The organism is Hymenobacter sp. (genome assembly GCF_036388155.1).
Lineage (GTDB): Bacteria > Bacteroidota > Bacteroidia > Cytophagales > Hymenobacteraceae > Hymenobacter.
The window spans coordinates 119,946-138,297 of record NZ_DASVSI010000103.1; the positions used below are offsets into that span (position 1 = coordinate 119,946).

Below are 18,352 nucleotides of genomic sequence, written 5' to 3' on the forward strand. Positions count from 1 at the left end.
AGTCTGAATATTAATATTCAGGCTCTTGCGCGGACTGCCTCAATCGACTTATTACTTTAGTGTACTGCCGTGCTTGACGCGGGCTTTTCGGCTCACGTCCCTATCATTTATACTGCTTGAAATTCGGTCAGAAGTTACTACCCACGTCGGTCGTTGTGGTTGCGTCGTTGCTGACGTGGTGGGCCCAGGCCAGCCCGACGGCGAACGCGCGCCTCACTGGGGCGTGGCTGCGCGCCAGCCGCGTCCTGGCCGCCGACACGCCCGACCCCGTGGGCGCAGTGGTGGATACTACGGGCCCTTACAAGGCCAGCCGCCGCCCGCGGGTGCGGGCCCAGGACCGGCCCGGCAGCCGCTTCGGCCAGCAGCGCCGCGAGTCGCCTCTGATACTGCCGTTGCCTGGTAACGTAAAAACCACCGTTACGGTTGACGACAGCCTCACCCAATTTGATGTTCAGGAAAAAGTAGGCACCGAAATCGACTACCGCGACCCCAGCCGGCTTACCTACCAGGAGTACGCGGAGTTTGAGCAGCGCGAAGCCATTCGCAACTATTACCGCGACAAAGCCAAAGGCGGCATCACGGGGCCGCCCGCCGCGGCCGGCACGCCGCAGGCCCAGCGCCTGATTCCCAAAATTTACCTCGGGCCCATTGCCAACCGCATTTTCGGGGGCAGCTACGTCGACATTCGGCCCGCGGGCTCAGTCACGCTCAAGTTTGGGGCGCGCTTCAACAAGAACGAAAACCCGGCCCTGACCCTGCGCCAGCAAAGCGTGGGCGACTTCCTGTTCGAGCAAAACATCAACGTCAACCTGACGGGCGCCATCGGCACCAAGCTGAAGCTGGTGTTCAACTACGACACCAAGGCGTCGTTCGACTTCGACAACCAGATGAAGTTCGACTACGCCGGCGAAGAAACCGACATTCTGCGCAAGCTGGACCTGGGCAACGTGAGCCTGCCTCTGACCAACTCCCTGGTGCAGGGCGGCCAGAACCTGTTCGGCATCAAGACGCAGCTGCAGTTTGGGCGGCTGGGCGTGACGGCCGTGGCCGCTACCGTGCGCGGCACCGCCGACGAAGTGCGCATTCAGAACGGGGCCCAGAGCCGGCAGTACGAAATCAAGGCCAGTCAGTACGAGCGGGACCGGCACTTTTTCCTGTCGCAGTTCTTCCGCGACCGCTACGACCAGGCCCTGCGCAACCTGCCCACCATCCAGAGCGGCGTGAGCATCACCCGCGTGGAGGTGTACGTGACCAACGACAACCGCACCACCGAAAACCTGCGCAACGTGGTGACGCTAATGGACTTGGGCGAACCCGTGCGGGTTTACCGCAGGAAATACTTGAACCAGGCCGGCCGGCCCACGGCTCAAACGCCGGCTAATAATACTGCCAATACCCTGTATGGGTTGCTGCTGAACGGGCCGGGGGCAACCCGCGATAACCGTGGCATTGACAGTAAGCTGCAAATCACGGAGGCCCTGACCAAAAACGTGGACTTTGAGCGGGTGCGGGCCCGCAAGCTCGATACGCGGGAATACACTTTCAACCCGCAGCTGGGCTACATCTCACTAAATACCGCCCTGCTGCCTGACCAGGTGCTGGGCGTGAGCTACACCTACCTCTTCAACGGCAAAACCTACACCGTGGGGGAAACCGTGAGCGAGTACAGCAAAGTGGGCGAGGACGAAGTGGTGTTTCTTAAAATGCTGCGGGCCAGCAACCCCGGCGTGGGCCTGGCCGACCCCACCCAAAACCCCGATAACCTGAACCTGCTGACGCGCAACACGCCGACCTGGGATTTGATGATGAAAAACATCTATCCCCTGAATGCCTCGCAGCTGCAGCGCGACAACTTCCAGCTTCAGATTATCTACAAGGACGATGACACAGGCGTCGACTTGATTTCGTTGAAGGAGGGCGAACGCATTGCCAACCGGCCCATCATCGAGGTGCTGAACCTGGACAATGTAAACCCCAACAACGACCGCAACCCGGACGGTAACTTCGACTACTTCCCCGGCGTCACGATTGACCCCGAACTGGGCAAGATTATTTTCCCCAACGTGGAGCCGTTTGGCTCCTACCTGCGCTCGCAGTTCAACCCAACCGAGACGGGGCTGATTGAGAAATACGTGTACAACGAGCTGTACACCCAAACGCAAAGCGACGCCCAGCAGCGGCAGGAGAAGGACAAATTCTTCCTGCGCGGGCGCTTCCAGGGCGGCGCGGGCTCCGACGAAATCAACCTGCCGGGCATTGGCATTGCGCAGGGCTCGGTGCGGGTGCGCTCGGGCTCGACGCTGCTCACGGAGGGCGTCGACTACCAGGTGTTCTACGACCAGGCCAAGGTTAAAATCTTGAACCCGGCCTACCTGAACTCGGCCAACGAGCTGCGGGTGGAGTTTGAGAAAAACGCCTTGGTGCAGGTGCAGCCCCGCCGCTTGCTCGGCACCCGCTTGGACTACCAGTTCAACAAGGATGTCAACCTGGGCGCGACGGCCCTGTACCTGCTTGAAAACCAGGCGCCGGGCATCAACCGGGTGAACATTGGCGACGAGCCGGGCAATAACGCCATCGTGGGGTTGGATGGCAGCTTCCGCAAAGACAGCCGCGTGCTGACCAAGTACCTCGACATGCTACCCTTCGTGTCGACCAAGGAAATCTCGACCATTTCGTTCGGCGGCGAGTTTGCCAAGCTGCTGCCCGGCCGCTCCCGCCTTGGCAACGGCGAGGACGGCGTGTCTTACATCGATGACTTCGAAAATGCCCGCACGCCCTACACGCTGAGCGGCCTGGCGTCCATTCCGGCGTGGCGCTTGGCCGCTACGCCGTTGCCCATAACGGGTAGCACCACCAATGGCCTAGTGGCTAACTACCAGCGCGCCAAGCTGGCGTGGTACACCATCGACCAGAGCTACTACACCGGGGGCCCCAGCGTGCCAAATAACGTCGGCACATCCCTCACCAACCATTATACCCGCGGCATCAAGCGCGATGAGGTGTTCCCGAACAAGGACCTGGGCTCGACCGGCAACGGCTACGAGTACACCTTCGACATGGCGTACTTCCCGCAAGAGCGGGGCCCCTATAACTACAACCCTAATATCAATTCGGATGGCAGAACATTTGCGTCGGGTAATCCAGAGGAGAGATTTGGTGGCATCAGCCGAGCCATTACGTTCGACACGGACTTCGACAACTCCAATATCGAATACCTGGAGTTCTGGATGATGGACCCTTTTTTGGCTACCAATGCTAAAAATCAAGGCCAAGCTTCACAGGACCGGGCCAGGGTCCTCGACCCGGATAATCCCACCCCCCAGCCCAATAGGACTGGCGGCGACTTCGTCATCAACCTGGGAAATGTGAGTGAGGACGCCTTGAAAGACGAAAACCAGCACGAGTTCGAAAACGGGTTGCCCACGTCTGACGACCCCACCGAAATAAGAGATAACAGCAACCCCACCAGCTACGGACGCGTGACGCGCCAGCAGTTTCTTACCGATGCCTTTAACGCTGCGCCTGGCGCGCGCCAGCGTCAGGATGTGGGCCTCGATGGCGTGAACGACGACAACGAGCGTGTGCAAGCCACTACGCCCCAAGGCTACGGCGCACAGTTTGCTACTCTGCCCGACCCGTCGGCAGACAACTTTCGCCACCATCTCGACCCTTCCTACGACGCTGGCAACACCCAAATTCAAGGACGTTACAAAAATTATAACGGCTACGAGGGCAATTCGCCCGAAAATAACCAACTCAGCTCGACGGCCTTCCCCGATAAAGAGGACCTCAACCGCGACAACGTGGTGCAGGAAGTGGAGCGGTATTACGAGTACCGCACGAATCTGCGACCTGGTGCGCTGGAAGTAGGGCAAAACTTCATCATCGATAAGGTAACGACCCAGGACGAACGCACCAGCGGCGACGAAGTAACCTGGTACCAGTTCCGGATTCCGATTCGGGAAGGCTTCACGGTGCGCAGCGCCGACGGCTCGACCACGCCGTTTGGCTTCAAGAACATCCGTTTCTTGCGCATGTACATGACCGGCTGGCGCGAGCCGGTGGTGCTGCGCCTAGTGCAGCCGCAGTTCGTGGCCAACCAGTGGCGCCGCTTCCTGAACCGTATTGTGGACGAGCGCGCCGGTACCACGCCGCCCGTGGGCCAGTTCGTCGACGCCGACGCCTTCAACATCTCCACGGTCAGCATCGAGGAAAACGGCTTATCCGCGACCACTGGCAAGATTCCGTACGTGTCGCCTCCCGGCATCCAGCGCGACAAGGAGTACGGCAGCAGCAGCACCTCACGCCTGCAAAACGAGCAAAGCCTGCGCCTGGCCGTGACCAACCTGCGCGACGGCTACGCCAAAGCAGCCTACAAGAATCTCACCATCAACATGCTGCGCTACAAGCGCCTGCGCTTGTTCCTGCACGGCGACAGCGAGGACCAGAGCCTGCAAGACGGCGAAGCGCAAGCCTTCCTCCGCATTGGCACCGACTACACCCAGAACTACTACCAGTACTCGCTGCCGCTGCAGCTTACCAAAGAAAACGAGACGGGCGTCGACCAGGTGTGGCCCGAAGCCAACCGCATCGACGTGTCGTTCCAGGACTTCATCGACGCCAAGTCGGAGCGGAACAAGCGCACTCCGGTCGATTTTCAGGTTCCCTATACCAAGACCCTGCCCAATGGCGCCACCATCACCGTGGTGGGCAACCCCGACTTCTCGGCGGTGCAGGGCGTAATGCTCGGCATTCTGAACCCGACCGCCACGGGCGCCCAAGCCACTAGCAGCATCTCGGTAAATATGTGGGCCGATGAATTCCGGGTGTTCGACTTCGAGCAGCAGGCCGGCTACGCGGCCACGGCCCGCCTGAACGTGAAGATGGCCGACGTGGCCAACGTCACGGCCACCGGCAGCTTCACCAGCGTGGGCTTTGGCGGCTTGCAGGACAAGGTGCAGCAGCGCTCGGTAGACGACGTGTTTAGGGGCGACCTGAACGCCACCGTGGCCGCCGAGAAGTTCCTGCCCCCGCAGCTCAACCTGCGCGTGCCGGTGCTGCTGCAAATCGGCAAGGAAAGCCGCGCGCCCCTCTACGACCCGCTCGACCCCGACACCAAGCTCGAGCAGAGCCTGCAGAAGTTCACCCAAGGAACCGACGCCGAAAACTCGGCCAACCGGACCGAGTACCGCAACAAGGTCATCGACCAAACCACCAGCCGCAGCATCTCGGTGCTGAACGTGCGCAAGGAGCGCGGCACGCCCAAGCCCGGCGCGGCCCCCACCACGCCCAAGCCCTGGGACATCGAGAACGTGGCCCTGAGCTACTCGCTCACCGACCGCCTGCACACCGACATACGCACGGCCCGCGACTACTCCAAGTCGTACACGGCCGCGGTGGCTTACGTGTATCAAACCACGCCTAAGAACTACACCCCGCTGGCCAAAATAAAGGCGCTGGACAACCCTTACCTGAAGATTTTCCAGGAGGTGAACTTCACGCCGCTGCCCTCGCGCTTCTCCTTCCGCACCGACCTCGACCGGCGCTACAACGAGCGGTTCCTGCAGCGGGTGCTCGAGCCCGGCACCCTGCCTTCGTCGGCGGGCATTACGCCCGTCATTCAAAAGTCGTTCTACATCAGCCGGATTTACGACCTGAAGTGGGACCTGACCAAGAGCTTGATTTTTGACTACACCGCCACCAACCGCGGCGTGATAGACGAAGGCCGGGGCCGCACCATCGGCGACGACCCCATTGCCATCAGCAACCGCGAGCAATTGCAGAAAAACCTGCTGCGCGGCGGCCGCACCGTCAACTTCAACCAAGTAGCGGCGGTGACGTACCGGCTGCCGCTCGACAAATTCCCGCTCACCGACTGGCTAAGCGCCGACACCCGCTACGCCGCCAACTACACTTGGCAGGCGATTTCCACGGGCCAACGGGCGCCCAATAGCCCCACGGGCTTCAATGTCGACAGCATTACCGCCAAAAACCCGACGGGCATCGACACCTCTACTTACCAGCTCAATTTGGGCAACACGGTGCAGAACAACGCCGAAATCAGCGCCAACGGCCGCATCGATTTGGTGAAGCTCTACAACAAGGTTAAGTTCCTCAACATCATCAACAACGCGCCGGCTCCCGCAGGGCGCACCCCCGCGGCCGACCAGCTAACGCCCACCCAGCCGGGCGCCGAAGCCCGCGCCCGCCCGGCCGCCGCCCCCGATACCACGCAGGAGAAAAACCGCTTCTTGAAAGCCGTGCTGCGCTCGCTGATGACGGCTCGGTCCATCAACTTCACCTACGTGCGCTCCAACGGCACGCTGCTGCCCGGCTACCTGCCCAAAACCCACTTGTTCGGCCTCGACCACGACCTCTCGGCGCCGGGCATTCCGTTCATTCTTGGCAGGCAGTACGGGCTGGATGAGCTTTATCAGCGGGCCGAGGCTCGCGGGTGGTACACCCCCAACAGCGAATACCTCAATACTCCGCTTAGCAACCTGCTCACTGAAACCCTGACCCTGCGCACGGCCCTGGAGCCTTTCCGCGGGTTCAACATTCAGGTGGACGCGCGCCGGCAGCTGGCCCGCAACCAGGAGGTCTTCTACCGCAATTTGCTCGATAGCGTGACGTTGGTGGTAGACCGTGACCCCGTCACAGGAGCTGCGGTGAATGGTTTGGCGCCGCATCCAATATTTGGCACTGGCTCCTTCCAGACTTCCACTATCACGCTGCAGACGGCATTCGGCGACTTAAGCGCCAGCGGTGAGAGGTCAAAAGCGTTCGACCAATTCGTTAAGAACCGGAAAATTGTGCAGGAGCGGCTTACGCAAGGCAACCCCGCGGCCGGTCCAACAGGCTATGGCTACAACTCGCAGGAAGTACTGGTGCAAAGCTTCATTGATGCCTACCACGGCCGCTCGTCGGACGGCTACAAAGCCAAGGTCTTCCGGCCCTTCGACATGCTGCCCATTCCCAACTGGACGGTGCAGTACAACGGTTTCTCGGACCTGCCTTTCGTAAAGAAGTTCTTTACTTCTTTCGCCTTTAACCATGCGTATTCGTCCACCTACAACATCGGCAGCTATGCCACCTCGACCGAATACGAAGATTTCGACCCCGACAAAGAGTATCCTTTCAGAACCGGGACGGGCGGCCAAATTATTCCTTACTACGTGTTGGGCCAGGTGAGCATCATCGAGCGGTTTGCGCCGCTGGTTGGGGTGAATTTTCAGACTGTGAGCCGGGCCACGGGCCGCCTTGAGTACCGCACCGACCGCTCCATCATCCTGAACACCACCAATGCCCAGGTAACGGAACTGCTTACCAACGAAATCGTGGTAGGCTTTGGCTACGCCACCAACAGCCTGAAACTGCCCTTCCGGGTGGGCGGCGAGCAGCGCGTATTGAAAAACAGCCTCACCGCCCGCCTCGACCTCAGCATCCGCGACAACATTGCCGTGCAGCGCAGCATCCTCGATGTGGTAGACCCGGGCACGGGGGCACCCACCGTGGACAGACCAGAAGGCCGGCCCGAAGGCCAGGTCACCAATGGCTCGAAGACCCTGCAGCTGCGCCCCACCATCGACTACCTGCTGAACACCCGGCTCAACCTGCAATTCTATTACAGCCAGACCGTGACCACGCCGAAAGTTGAAAACGCCTTCCGCAACACCACCAGCGAAGGCGGCATCCAACTGCGGTATAGCCTGACCCAATGAGTGAATGGGCGAATGAGTGACTGGGAGAATGGGGGAAGGGGTGAATGGCGGGTTGACACTTTTGCGATTTTTGCCAGCCCGTTTCCTTGCTCACGCCGAGAATCCTCCGTTGTGCCTACTTTTGGGCCGCCACGAGTCATTCACTCATTTACTCATTCGCTCATTCCCCCATTGCCCATGAACCTGCCCGCCACCCTGCACTACACCAAGGACCACGAATGGATTCGCGTTGAAGGCGACGTTGCCTACGTGGGCATTACCGACCACGCGCAGAAAGAGCTGGGCGACATCGTGTACGTCGACATCGACACGCTCGACAAAGAGGTGGCGCAGCACGACGTGTTCGGCACGGTGGAAGCAGTGAAGACGGTTTCGGACCTGTTTAGCCCCATCACCGGCACGGTGCTGGAAGTGAACTCCAAACTGGCCGACGCCCCCGAAACCGTGAACTCGGACCCCTACGGCGACGGCTGGATGGTGAAAATTGCCATCGCCAACCCCGCCGAGCTGGACGAGTTACTGAGCGCCGAAACCTACGGCGAACTGGTGGGCGCATAAAAAAGCCGTCCCGGCTTTAGCTTGGGCGCCATGATGCCGATTTCTGCCCGCGTGCCGCCCGCGCCCCGCCGCTCCTACGCCGCCCTGCCCCTGTTGTGGGCCGCCGTGGTGCTGGTACTCACCCTGACCCCCGCCAATGAAATGCCGCGCACGCCCGTGTGGGAACTGCTGTCGTTCGACACAGCCGCCCACGCGGGCGTGTTTGCCGTTTTGGCGGGGCTGAGCTGGTTTTCGCTGCGCCGCCAGCAGCGGTGGCCGCGCGTGGCGCGCTACGTGGGAACGGTGGCGCTGCTGGGCAGCATCTTGTTTGGCGGGCTGATAGAAGTGCTGCAGCAGACCATGGGCCTGGGCCGCCACGGCGACTGGACCGACCTGCTGGGCGACGGCATTGGCGCCGCTCTAGTAGTGGGCGCCGCGACGCTGTGGAGCTTCCAAAAGGCTCGCCGCGTGCAGCGTCTGGCCTCCGTGTGCGGGCTCACGGCAATGCTGGTTGGCACCGCACCGTCGGGCCAAGCGCAGGACATGGCCCGTGCCCGCCAGACCATTGAGAAGCTGGCCGCGCCCGAGATGCACGGCCGGGGCTACGTGCAGCAGGGAGAGCACGCGGCCGCTGCTTACCTACGTACTCGCTTTCGGGAGTGGAAGCTGGAGCCGTTGGCGCCGGCGTATACCCAGTCGTTTATGCTGGACGTGAACACGTTTCCGGGTGACGTCAAGCTACGGGTGTTTCCGCCAAATAAGTCGAATAAAAACTCCTTTTCCCTTAAGCCGGGAGCCGACTTTATTGTAGCGCCGGGTGCGCCGTCCTTGCCCCAACGCGTCTACCATGTGGTGCGGGCCGATACCCTGGCTTTAAACAACAGCGCGGCCCAGGCTGCGGCCGTTCTTAGCGGCGATGCCGACAGTCTGCCCCGCGAAGTGCTGTTGTTGCGGCAGCGCGACGAAAAGAAGCTCCAGCAGCCCGAGAACGCAGGCCTGCTGGCCCGCTGGGAGGCTACGTACGCGGCCCGCATCGTGCTGGTAGATAAGCTCACGTCTTCCGTCGAATCCAGCCAAGCCCGGCAGCCCAGGCTGGAAGTATTGGCTTCTAAATGGCCTGTAGCACCTGCCGGCCAACCGACCTATGATGATGTGGAACTGCAAATCGATGCCCAGCTTCAGCGCAACTACCAAACCCAAAACCTCGCCGCAGTCATCCGCGGCAGCACACAGCCAGATTCTTTTCTGGTGGTTTCGGCCCATTATGACCACCTTGGCACGATGGGCAAAGACGTATACTTCCCCGGCGCCAACGACAACGCCAGCGGCGTGGCCTTGCTACTGGAACTGGCGGCCCATTACGCCAAGCCAGAAAACCGGCCTGCCTGCTCCGTGGTCTTTCTTCTTTTCGGGGCCGAGGAGGCGGGCCTGGTAGGGTCCAGCTACTTCGTGCAGCACCCGCTGGTGCCGCTCTCGCGCATCAAGTTCTTGTTCAACCTCGACTTGCTGGGCACCGGCGAGCAGGGCGCCACGGTGGTCAACGGCCGGGTGCTGGAGGTGCCATACCAGCGGCTGGTGGCCCTCAACGAGGCGCGGCAGTATCTGCCCGCGCTTGGGGCCCGCGGCCCGGCCGCCAACTCCGACCATTACCCATTTTCTCAGGCGGGCGTACCGGCTTTTTTTCTGTACACTCGGGGTGGCAGCGCGGCTTACCACGACGTGAACGACCGGCCCGCGGCGTTGTCGCTGGCCGGTTTTGCCGGGGCCTTTGGTTTGGTGCGCGACTTCCTCAACAGGATGGGCGCGGCCCGGTAGCGCGCATAAAAAAGCCTCCGCATGCTAGTGCGGAGGCTTTATAAAATCGAATAGGAATAAAACGAATATGCTACTTGATAGCGCTAATGAAGTTGAAATAGATTAACCTTTGGCTTTCAGCGAGAGCATGATTTGCTTGGCAATGGGCTCCCACTCGGGCTTCTGACGGTCGGCGCAGTTGAAGGTGCAAATCATCAGCTTGCCTTCTACGTCGGTGAAAAACACCAGCGTGTACACCTCGTGGCCCATCTCGGGCTTCATGAATTCCAGGTAGCCCACCTTGCGGTTGTTGATGTTCTTCACGCCGTCGCCAAACCAGGTGGCGTCTTTGTACTGCTTGTGGTAGGTCTTGCCAAACGAAGCGGAGTAGATGTCGACCATGTCCTGGTCGGCGTCGTTGTCGCTGTAGTTGAAGGCGAGACTGATGAGGTTGTTGTTGGTGAAAATAACGCTGGGGCGGCTCTGGGCTTTGGCGTAGGCAAAGTCCATCTGCTGCTCGGTCATCACCTCGAAACCCTTAGGAATCAAGATTTCCACCCGCTCGCTGAGGACGCGTTTTTTTACCAATTCAATCTCGGACACCGGGCGTGCGGCAGTTAGCAACAGGCCCATGATAAAGAGTAGAAGTGTAGATTTCATGTTAATGAGGTATATGTGGTGAGTAACTGAAGTCTGGCTGTCGGGACACCCAAGTTAGATACAATAACCAGGTTTCCAACTTTTGTCTTACAAATATTGCAAATTAATTCGGATGCGCAATCTACAATCATGTACAAGCAAGGTTAACTAGCTAGTATAGCGGTCATTGGAAGAAACAAAAAACAATGCTAACTTTCAATTCAAAAGGCCTGCCAAAAAGCATTATCAAGATGTTTGTTTGTAAAAAATATTGGTAAAGTGCTAATTTAATTTATTGAGCGTTTAAAAAGGTACATCTGCCGGGTTTTCTGTCTACCTATAGTTGACGGCCCGGCTCGCCTCCTTTGGCGGCAAACTGTTATAGAATATTGTTTAACTGCTCTTTTATTTTTTCCAGCTCTTCCTTCATTCCCACCACCAAGTGTTGCACGGTGGCGTCGTTGGCCTTGGAACCGATGGTGTTGATTTCGCGCCCGATTTCCTGGGCCAGGAAGCCCAGTTTTTTGCCCACGGCTTCGTCGGGCTGGTGCACGGCTTGCTCAAAATAGGCCAAGTGGGCGGCCAGGCGCACCTTTTCCTCGGCGATGTCCAGCTTCTCGATGTAGTAGAGCACCTCCTGCTCGAAGCGGGTGGCGTTGAACTGTTCGTGGCTGGTGAGCTCGGCCAAGTGGCTGGCCAGGCGCTGCCGCACGTGCTCGATGCGGGCCGGGTCGTGCTGCTCCACGGCCGCAAGCTGCTCCCGGATGGTGGCCACGTAGCCCAAAATCTCGGTGCTGAGGGTCCGGCCTTCGTCGGTGCGGAATTGCTGCATGGCGGCCAGCGCTTCCGTGAGCAGGGGCTGCAGCTCGGGCCAGGCCACTTCTTCGGCCGCGGGCTCGGCCTCGCGTGCTTCGGCCGCGTTGGGGATGACGCCGGGCTGCCGCAGGGCCGCCAGCAAGGTTTCTTCGCCGGCGTGCAAGCCCAGCGTCTCGGCTACGGCCCGCAGCTCGTGAAAGGCGGTCACCAAGGCCTCCTTGTTGAGCGTGGAAGTGGCGCGGGCTGCCGCCGGGCGCACGAAATCAAGGTTTAGGTTGACTTTGCCGCGCAGCAGGGCCTTGGCGACGGCGTTGCGGATTTCGAGCTCGTGCGCCATCAGGAAGCGAGGCAGCCGCAGGGTGAGGTCGAGGGTTTTGGAATTGACGGAACGAAGTTCGAGGGAGGCCGTGTACGTGTCGGTTTCGCGGTGGGCCTGGCCGTAGCCGGTCATGGAAATGAGCATGAGCAAGAAGGAAATTAGGAGAATGCAGCCCGCGTAATGCCTTGCTGGGAGCGCAAATGTCCGAAACAATGAGGCGGCAGCCGGGTACAGCCAAAAGAGACCTCAGCGTGGCGTAGAGGCAAATAATTACGTTTCTACGCTAGGCCCTGGCAACCCAACGAGAGCCATTCCGCAACGACGTTCAATGCCAAGGCGCAAGTATGCGCCTCTACGCCCTGCGGCTAGCTTGAGGCAGTAAGCAAAAAGCGCTTACGCAAAAAACCAGGGCCGTGAAACAGCCCTGGTTTTTGTGGTGTGAAAGAATAGCCGAAACGGCGGCCGGCTAGTAGTCCGTATTCTGCGGGTCGAAGTTGGTCCAGCCCAGGAGCCAGTTGCTGGCGGTGGTATTGCTGGGGTCCAGGGCGCCAATGTAGGTCACGGGGGTGAAAAAGCTGTTAGGAAGTTTGTCGTCGGCGAAGCTAGCGGGTGCGCCGCTTACGATAGGGGATGCCGTGCGGGGCACAAAGCTCGGGGACGTGAGACTAAAGGGGTTCAGCAACTGCACGTTATCGGCAGTGGCGTAGCGTCGGTTGGCATTGATACTGCTCTTGAGCCAAGTAATCGGGCCCACGGCCGTGCCCCAGGCAGATGAGTCAGAACTCATCGAGTTGTTAGGAGTCAGGTTGCTGATGCCCAGCGCGGGTCCGATGTACAAAATATTGCGTTGCCCGGCCGTGGAGTTAGAGTTGGTCAGGGCGCCGGCTACAATGTTGTTCTTGAATCGGGCCCCATTGCTGGCAATGGTTGCCGCCGTGGTGCCACCATCAACGAGAATATTCGTGGGGTAGCCCATAATCACTGAGTTCATGATGCTCTGAGCTGAGTTGTACCGAATGTGTGCCCCAGCTATGTACTGTGGGCTGTATACTGCGGCACTGGGGTTCAGGATAGGCCCGACGGCGGTCACATTAGAAAACACAGCTGAGGTTCGGGGCAAGTTGGCTGAGCCACCGCTATCATTATTCGACTCGAACGCTTTAGAGCCCGACTGGTCGGCCTGGGAAGGGTCACGCAACGATATTGCAAACTGCACTTTGCCCGCGAAGCCCAGGTCGGTATCAAAGTCATCGTCGAAGGTGCGGTGGGCCACTAGGTACTTAGCGTTCACTGTGCCGCCAAACCATTCAAAAGCGTCGTCGCCGCTATACGAAACTTGGATGTGGTCGAGCGTGGTGCCGTCGCCCACGCCACCTAGGGTCAGGCCGTTTACCTCGTTATTAGGCGTGAAGGCCACGCCGCCAAATTCGATGCGAACGTATTGAAAAACGCCTGAGTTGTCAGCCCCATTGGTGCCGCCGTACGTAGTAGTAACGCCACCTTCCGCCAGCTGCCGGCCGGTGCTTGTGTTAAGCGGCGCATTGCCTGTAATAATAACGCCGCCCCAGTCGCCGTAGTTGCGCGAACCCTTGGGCTGGTTGGAGGTGAAGATGATGGGCTTATCAGCCGTGCCCATCGCCATAATCTTGGCGCCAGGTTCGATGACGAGGGCGCCCTTGGTATCTTTGTCACCCTTGATGATGGTGCCGGCCTCAATGGTCAGCGTGGCGCCAGAGCGCACGTACACGAAGCCCTTGAGCAGGTAGCGGTTGGCGGCCGTCCAAGTGGTGTTGGTGGTGATGTCCGCGTTGACGGTGACGGCGGGCCCGGTGGGGGTAGTGCCTCCTCCCGGGCCGGTGGAGGTACCGGTGCCCACCATGTTGGGGGCGGGCGTGATGTCTTTCTTATCGCACGAAGCCAGTGCGAGCAGCAGCGTGGCGGCAAAAGCGAGCGAAAGCGTGTTCTTTTTCATACGAGGGGTGAAATGAAAATCAGTCGGGGTTGAGGGCAACAGCGAAGAATTAAGGCAGGGGGGTGGTGTTGGCCGAGCGGGGCTCCAGGTTGAGGCGTAGGCCCAGGGTGTAATAAGTGCCGCGGCGGAAGCTGGTCAGCGAGGGGTCTGTGGCGGTGTACTTCTTGTTGTTTTCGTAGTCCTGCACCAGGTTGGTTCGCTGGTTCAGCACGTCCTGCACGCCGGCGTTCAGCGAGAGGCGTTGCGAGAGCGTCTTGGTCAAGGACAAGTCGATGGTGTGGCGCGGCAGCTCCACCACGTCGGGGTACTGGTCGCTGCCGGCAAACAGGATGCGCGGGCCGAAGACGTTGTAAAGGGCCGCCACCTGCCAAGTGTTGTTCGGCGTCTGATAATACAGGCCGCCGTTGTACACGTAGGGCGACTGGCCCTGCAGCGCGCGCTTCCGGTTCCAGGCCACGAGGTCGTTGCCCAGGTTTACTTGGCTTTTGATGAGGGAGGCGTTGAACACCACCGAGAGATTTTTCAGGTTTTCGGTGATGAAGCTCAGGTCCTTCTTCAGGTCGAGCTCCACGCCGTAGGCGTAGGCGCTGGGGGCGTTGGCGAAGGTGTAAGCCAGGTTTGAGGTCAGCACCACCACGTTTTCGATGGGGTTGGTGAAGTTCTTGTAGAACGCGCCGATGTGAATCAGCTCGCCGGTGCTGGGGTACAGCTCGTAGCGCAGGTCAAAGTTGTCGATGGTGGCCACCTTCAGTGGGCTGTCGGGCTGCAGGTACAGGGAGCCGTAATTCAGCACGTTAAAGTCGAAGTCGTAGAAGAAGAACGGCGCGGCTTCGCGGAACTCGGGGCGGTTCAGGGTGCGGCCGTAGGAAGCGCGCAGCAGGCTCTTGGCGCTGAAGTTGTAGCTCAGGTTGGCCGAGGGCAGCACGAAGTTGGTAGTCACGTCCTGGGTCACCGGCTGGCCGTTGATGCCGGTGGCAATGGACTGCACGTTGCGCTCGTAACGGGCGCCGGTCAGCAATTTCATGTTCTCGCCGAAGGGAATGTTGAGCGAGAGGTAAGCTGCTTCCAGCTCGTTATTGGCCGAGTAGCGGTAGGTGGAGTTCTGGTCTTCGTCGACCCGGAAGCCGTCGGAACCGATGTTCTGCGGAGCAAAAATGTTGCCCACGTCTTCGTTGCGGAGGCCCTGCATGCCGGCGGCGTTGAGCGAATAGCCAAAGGCGCGGGCATTGAAATTCCGCTTGCGGTACTCCAGGTAGGTACCTGCGCCGATTTCCACTTCCCGGTTGCCGGCCGTCACCTTGTGCTTGGCGTTGGCCGTGACGGTGAAGATATGTTCCGCGAGCTTTTGGTAGAGGCGGCCGGCGTTGTTCACGTCCACCTGGCCGGCGCCGGGCGTGAGCACGGTCTGAATTTCGGGCTGGGTGTCGCTCAGGGCGGGCGTCACTTGGTACGACACGCGGCGCAAGTCCGGCTCGTTGCGGCTAGAGAAGCCGTAGCCGCCCACCCAGTCAAAGTGGGTTTTCTCTTTGTTGAAAATGTGCGTGCCGGCCAATTGGGTGGTGTAGGTAGTGCGGCCCTGGTAGCCGCCCTGGTAGCTGCGCCGGTTCAGCGCGCCTGCGTCGTTGCGGATTTCGCGCGTTACCTGCTGGTTGCGGGCCTGCTGGCTGAACAGGTTGCGGAACTCCAGGCGGCCGCCGTTGGCGAGCTGCAGGCTGAAGTTTTGGATGGCGCCCAGGCGCACGTTGTTGGTCGACTGGTCGTCCCGGAGCTGGTCGGTGCGGGTCCCGTCCACGTCGAACAGGTTGCGGTTGATGTTGAAGTGGGTGTAGGCGTTGGTGTAGTTCAGCGAAGAGACGCTGCCGATTTCGAGGCCGCCCAGCTTAATCTGGTCCAAGTACGAGAGGTTGAAGCGCATGTCGGGCATGGCCTTCATCTTGTAAATGGCGAAGTTGTTTTCCAGCTGGCGGGCGTAGAAATCCCGCTCGTACTGCTGGTAAGTCGAGTTCAGGGGCGGCATGCCGTTGGGCAGCTCGCGCTTCACGGCGCCAAAGCCGAGGGCATCGCCGGTGTGGGTTTTGTCGGTGAAGAAGTCCTGGCCGGTGGTGCCGTTGCGGAAGCCCGTGGAGTAGTTCACCGTGAGCAGCTTTTCGTTGAACACCGGCTTGCGCAGGTACACTTTCACCAAGCCACCGGCAAAGTCGCCGGGCAGTTCCGGCGAGGGGTCTTTGAACACCAGCACGCGGTCGAGCAGCGAGCTGGGCACGATGTCGAAGGAAAACGACTTGCGGTCGGTTTCGGAGCTGGGCGCGTTCACGTCGTTGAGCCACACCGTGTTGTACCGGTCGCTCAGGCCGCGCACCTGGATGAAGCGGTTGTCGACGATGGTCACGCCCGGGATGCGGCGCACCACTTCGGCCGCGTCGCGGTCCTGCGTTTTTACGATTTGTTCCGACGAAATGCCGCTCACCACCACGTTGGCCTGGCGGATTTCGTTAATCACCGAGACTTCGGTGTTGGTGCGGCGCACGCCGTTCACTACTACTTCGTCCAGCGCTTTGGTGTCGGCTTGCAGCTTGCCGTCGACTATGGTGGCTTTACCGGCCGTCACGGTTACGTTGGCAACCTTGACGGGCTTGTAGGATACCGACGTAACTACCAGCGTGTACGTCCCGACGGGTACTTTCTCCAGCGAATAGCTGCCATCGACGCCCGTGGGGCCGGCAATGGTGGTGTTTTCCAGCAAAACCGTGCCGCCAATGATGGCCTCCTGGGTTGTGCCATCTTTGAACGTGCCTTTGATACTTCCAGTGCCTTGTGCCGCGGCCGTAGCCAGCGTAGCAAAGCCCAACAAGAGGACAAAAAGAATTCGGGTAATGACGTTTTCCATAATGGGTGCAAAATTCCGCCCGTCCCGTTGCCTTAATATGCCTCCTACTTTACCGGATTGTTACCTTATAAAAACAGGACCTTTCGCGCCGGAAAGGACGCTGGCTCTGACGTCCTCAGCGGCGCCAACCGTTGCCTTTTTGTGGTGAGACCAGAGGCGGGGCAGCAGAAAAAAAAGTGGACTTGCCCCAGGCAGTAATTTGCGCCGAATTCTTCCTCTTCCTCCTTCAAGTTGTTGTTGAAAACGCCGCGCGTATTGCATCTGCCCAAGTGGTTCCCGCACCGCTACGACGACCAGGACGGGGACTTTGTGGGCCGCCACGTGGCCGCCATTGCCGCGCACAGCGGCGCCGATGTAGCGGTGCTGTTTGCCGCCGTGGCCCGCGGGCCCCTGCCGAATTTGATTGATGCGGAAGAAAACTTCAGCGGGCCCTGGCCCACGCTGCGCTACTACTACCGCGCCGCCCCCACCGGCCTGCCGCTGCTGGACAAGCCGCTGAAACTGCTGCTCTACTGCTGGTGTATGCGGCGCGGCTACCGCCGCCTGTGCCGGCACTGGGGCCAGGCCCCCGACTTGGTGCACGTGCACGTGCTGCTGCGCACGGGCCTCTTCGCCTGGGCCCTGAAGGTGCTGCGCGCCGTTCCCTTCGTCATCACCGAGCACTGGACCCTGTACCTGCCGCTGCGCTCGGCGGGCATTTCGTGGCTGCGGCGCGTGCTCACGCGGGCCGTGGTGCGCCGGGCGGCAACATTGCACACGGTTTCGGCGGGCCTGCGCGATGCCATGGCCGGGCTGGGCTTCGTGAACGCAGATTCCGTGGTCATTGCCAACGTGGTCGATACCGACCTGTTTCACCCGGAGCCCACTACCAGCGGGGCCGGCCTGCGGGCACCTGTGTTGCTGCACGTTTCAGCGTACAACGACCAAGTAAAGAACATTTCCGGCGTGATGCGCGTGGTGGCCCGGCTGCGCGCCGCGTGGCCCGGCCTGCGGCTGCGCATTGCCGGCTACGGACCCGACGAAGCCGCGCTCACGGCCCACGCCGACGCCCTTGGCTTGCTCCGCGACGGCACGGTTGCCTTCCTCGGCAAGCTGCCCCACGAGGCCGTGGCCGCTGAGATGGCCCATGCCACGGCACTGGTGTCGTTCAGCCGGGCCGAGACTTTTGGGTGTGTGCTGCTGGAGGCGCGGGCCTGCGGCTGCCCGGTGGTGGCCACGCGCACAGGCGGCGTGCCGGAGCTGTTTCAGCCCGAAAATACCTTCGGTCTATTAGTAGAGCCCGATGACGAACCCGCCCTGGAAGCCGCCATCAACGCCGTGCTTGCCGAGCCTGCTCGCTTCAGCGCCAGTCAGTTGCGTCGTGACGCCGCCGTGCGCTGTGCCCCCGAAGCAGTGGGCAAGAACTTCGACAAACTCTACCAAAAAGTATTAAGAGAGTAATAAAAATCCAAAACGAGTACAAAAAAAGGTGCTGCATGGCGAATTATGGCCTGTTATGCAGCTGCTTGAAGGCCCTTCCGAACCAGAGGGAACCCCTTATGCGGAGTGGAGTCGAAGCACTTATTCTGCGGCATTCCACTGCACCGACCGGTGCCGACAAAAAGTAGCGTGGACTTTTAGTCCGCGCGTTGCAGGACGTTCGCCCTGTCGCGGACTAAAAGTCCACG

At 60.3% G+C, this 18,352-nt stretch carries 8 protein-coding genes; 4 read left to right on the forward strand and 4 right to left on the reverse strand.

All coding sequences use genetic code 11. From position 1 onward, the window contains the following. The first annotated feature begins 116 nt into the window (after window positions 1-116). The 3 genes from sprA (at window position 117) to VF629_RS14595 (ending at window position 10,073) form a co-directional block, all read left to right on the forward strand. On the forward strand, window positions 117-7,721 hold the full coding sequence (gene sprA / locus VF629_RS14585) for a cell surface protein SprA (protein ID WP_331059225.1): 7,605 nt from the start codon (window positions 117-119) through the stop codon (window positions 7,719-7,721). A gap of 177 nt (window positions 7,722-7,898) precedes the next feature. Next, window positions 7,899-8,279, forward strand: coding sequence for a glycine cleavage system protein GcvH (gene gcvH, locus VF629_RS14590; protein ID WP_331059226.1), 381 nt, complete (start codon window positions 7,899-7,901; stop codon window positions 8,277-8,279). Window positions 8,280-8,309: 30 nt separating this feature from the next. Continuing rightward, the gene (locus VF629_RS14595) at window positions 8,310-10,073 is read left to right on the forward strand and encodes a M28 family peptidase (RefSeq protein WP_331059227.1); all 1,764 of its coding nucleotides are present in this window, start codon (window positions 8,310-8,312) and stop codon (window positions 10,071-10,073) included. Between the two features lie 102 nt (window positions 10,074-10,175). Here the strand turns inward: VF629_RS14595 and VF629_RS14600 are convergent, their stop codons facing one another. From VF629_RS14600 to VF629_RS14615, 4 genes are all read right to left on the reverse strand, one after another. After that, window positions 10,176-10,712, reverse strand: coding sequence for a hypothetical protein (locus VF629_RS14600; protein WP_331059228.1), 537 nt, complete (start codon window positions 10,710-10,712; stop codon window positions 10,176-10,178). A 358-nt stretch (window positions 10,713-11,070) separates the two neighbouring features. Next, a complete protein-coding gene (locus VF629_RS14605) occupies window positions 11,071-11,970 on the reverse strand; it encodes a YicC/YloC family endoribonuclease (RefSeq protein ID WP_331059229.1) in 900 nt (299 codons plus the stop codon). Between the two features lie 322 nt (window positions 11,971-12,292). Beyond that, a complete protein-coding gene (locus tag VF629_RS14610) occupies window positions 12,293-13,798 on the reverse strand; it encodes a T9SS C-terminal target domain-containing protein (protein WP_331059230.1) in 1,506 nt (501 codons plus the stop codon). A gap of 49 nt (window positions 13,799-13,847) precedes the next feature. Beyond that, entirely contained in the window at window positions 13,848-16,685 is a 2,838-nt protein-coding gene (locus tag VF629_RS14615) for a TonB-dependent receptor (RefSeq protein WP_331059231.1), read from the reverse strand. Between the two features lie 237 nt (window positions 16,686-16,922). On the opposite strand from VF629_RS14615, the gene VF629_RS14620 reads away from it, so the two are divergent. Then, entirely contained in the window at window positions 16,923-18,125 is a 1,203-nt protein-coding gene (locus tag VF629_RS14620) for a glycosyltransferase (protein ID WP_331059232.1), read from the forward strand. The last annotated feature ends 227 nt before the right edge of the window (window positions 18,126-18,352 follow it).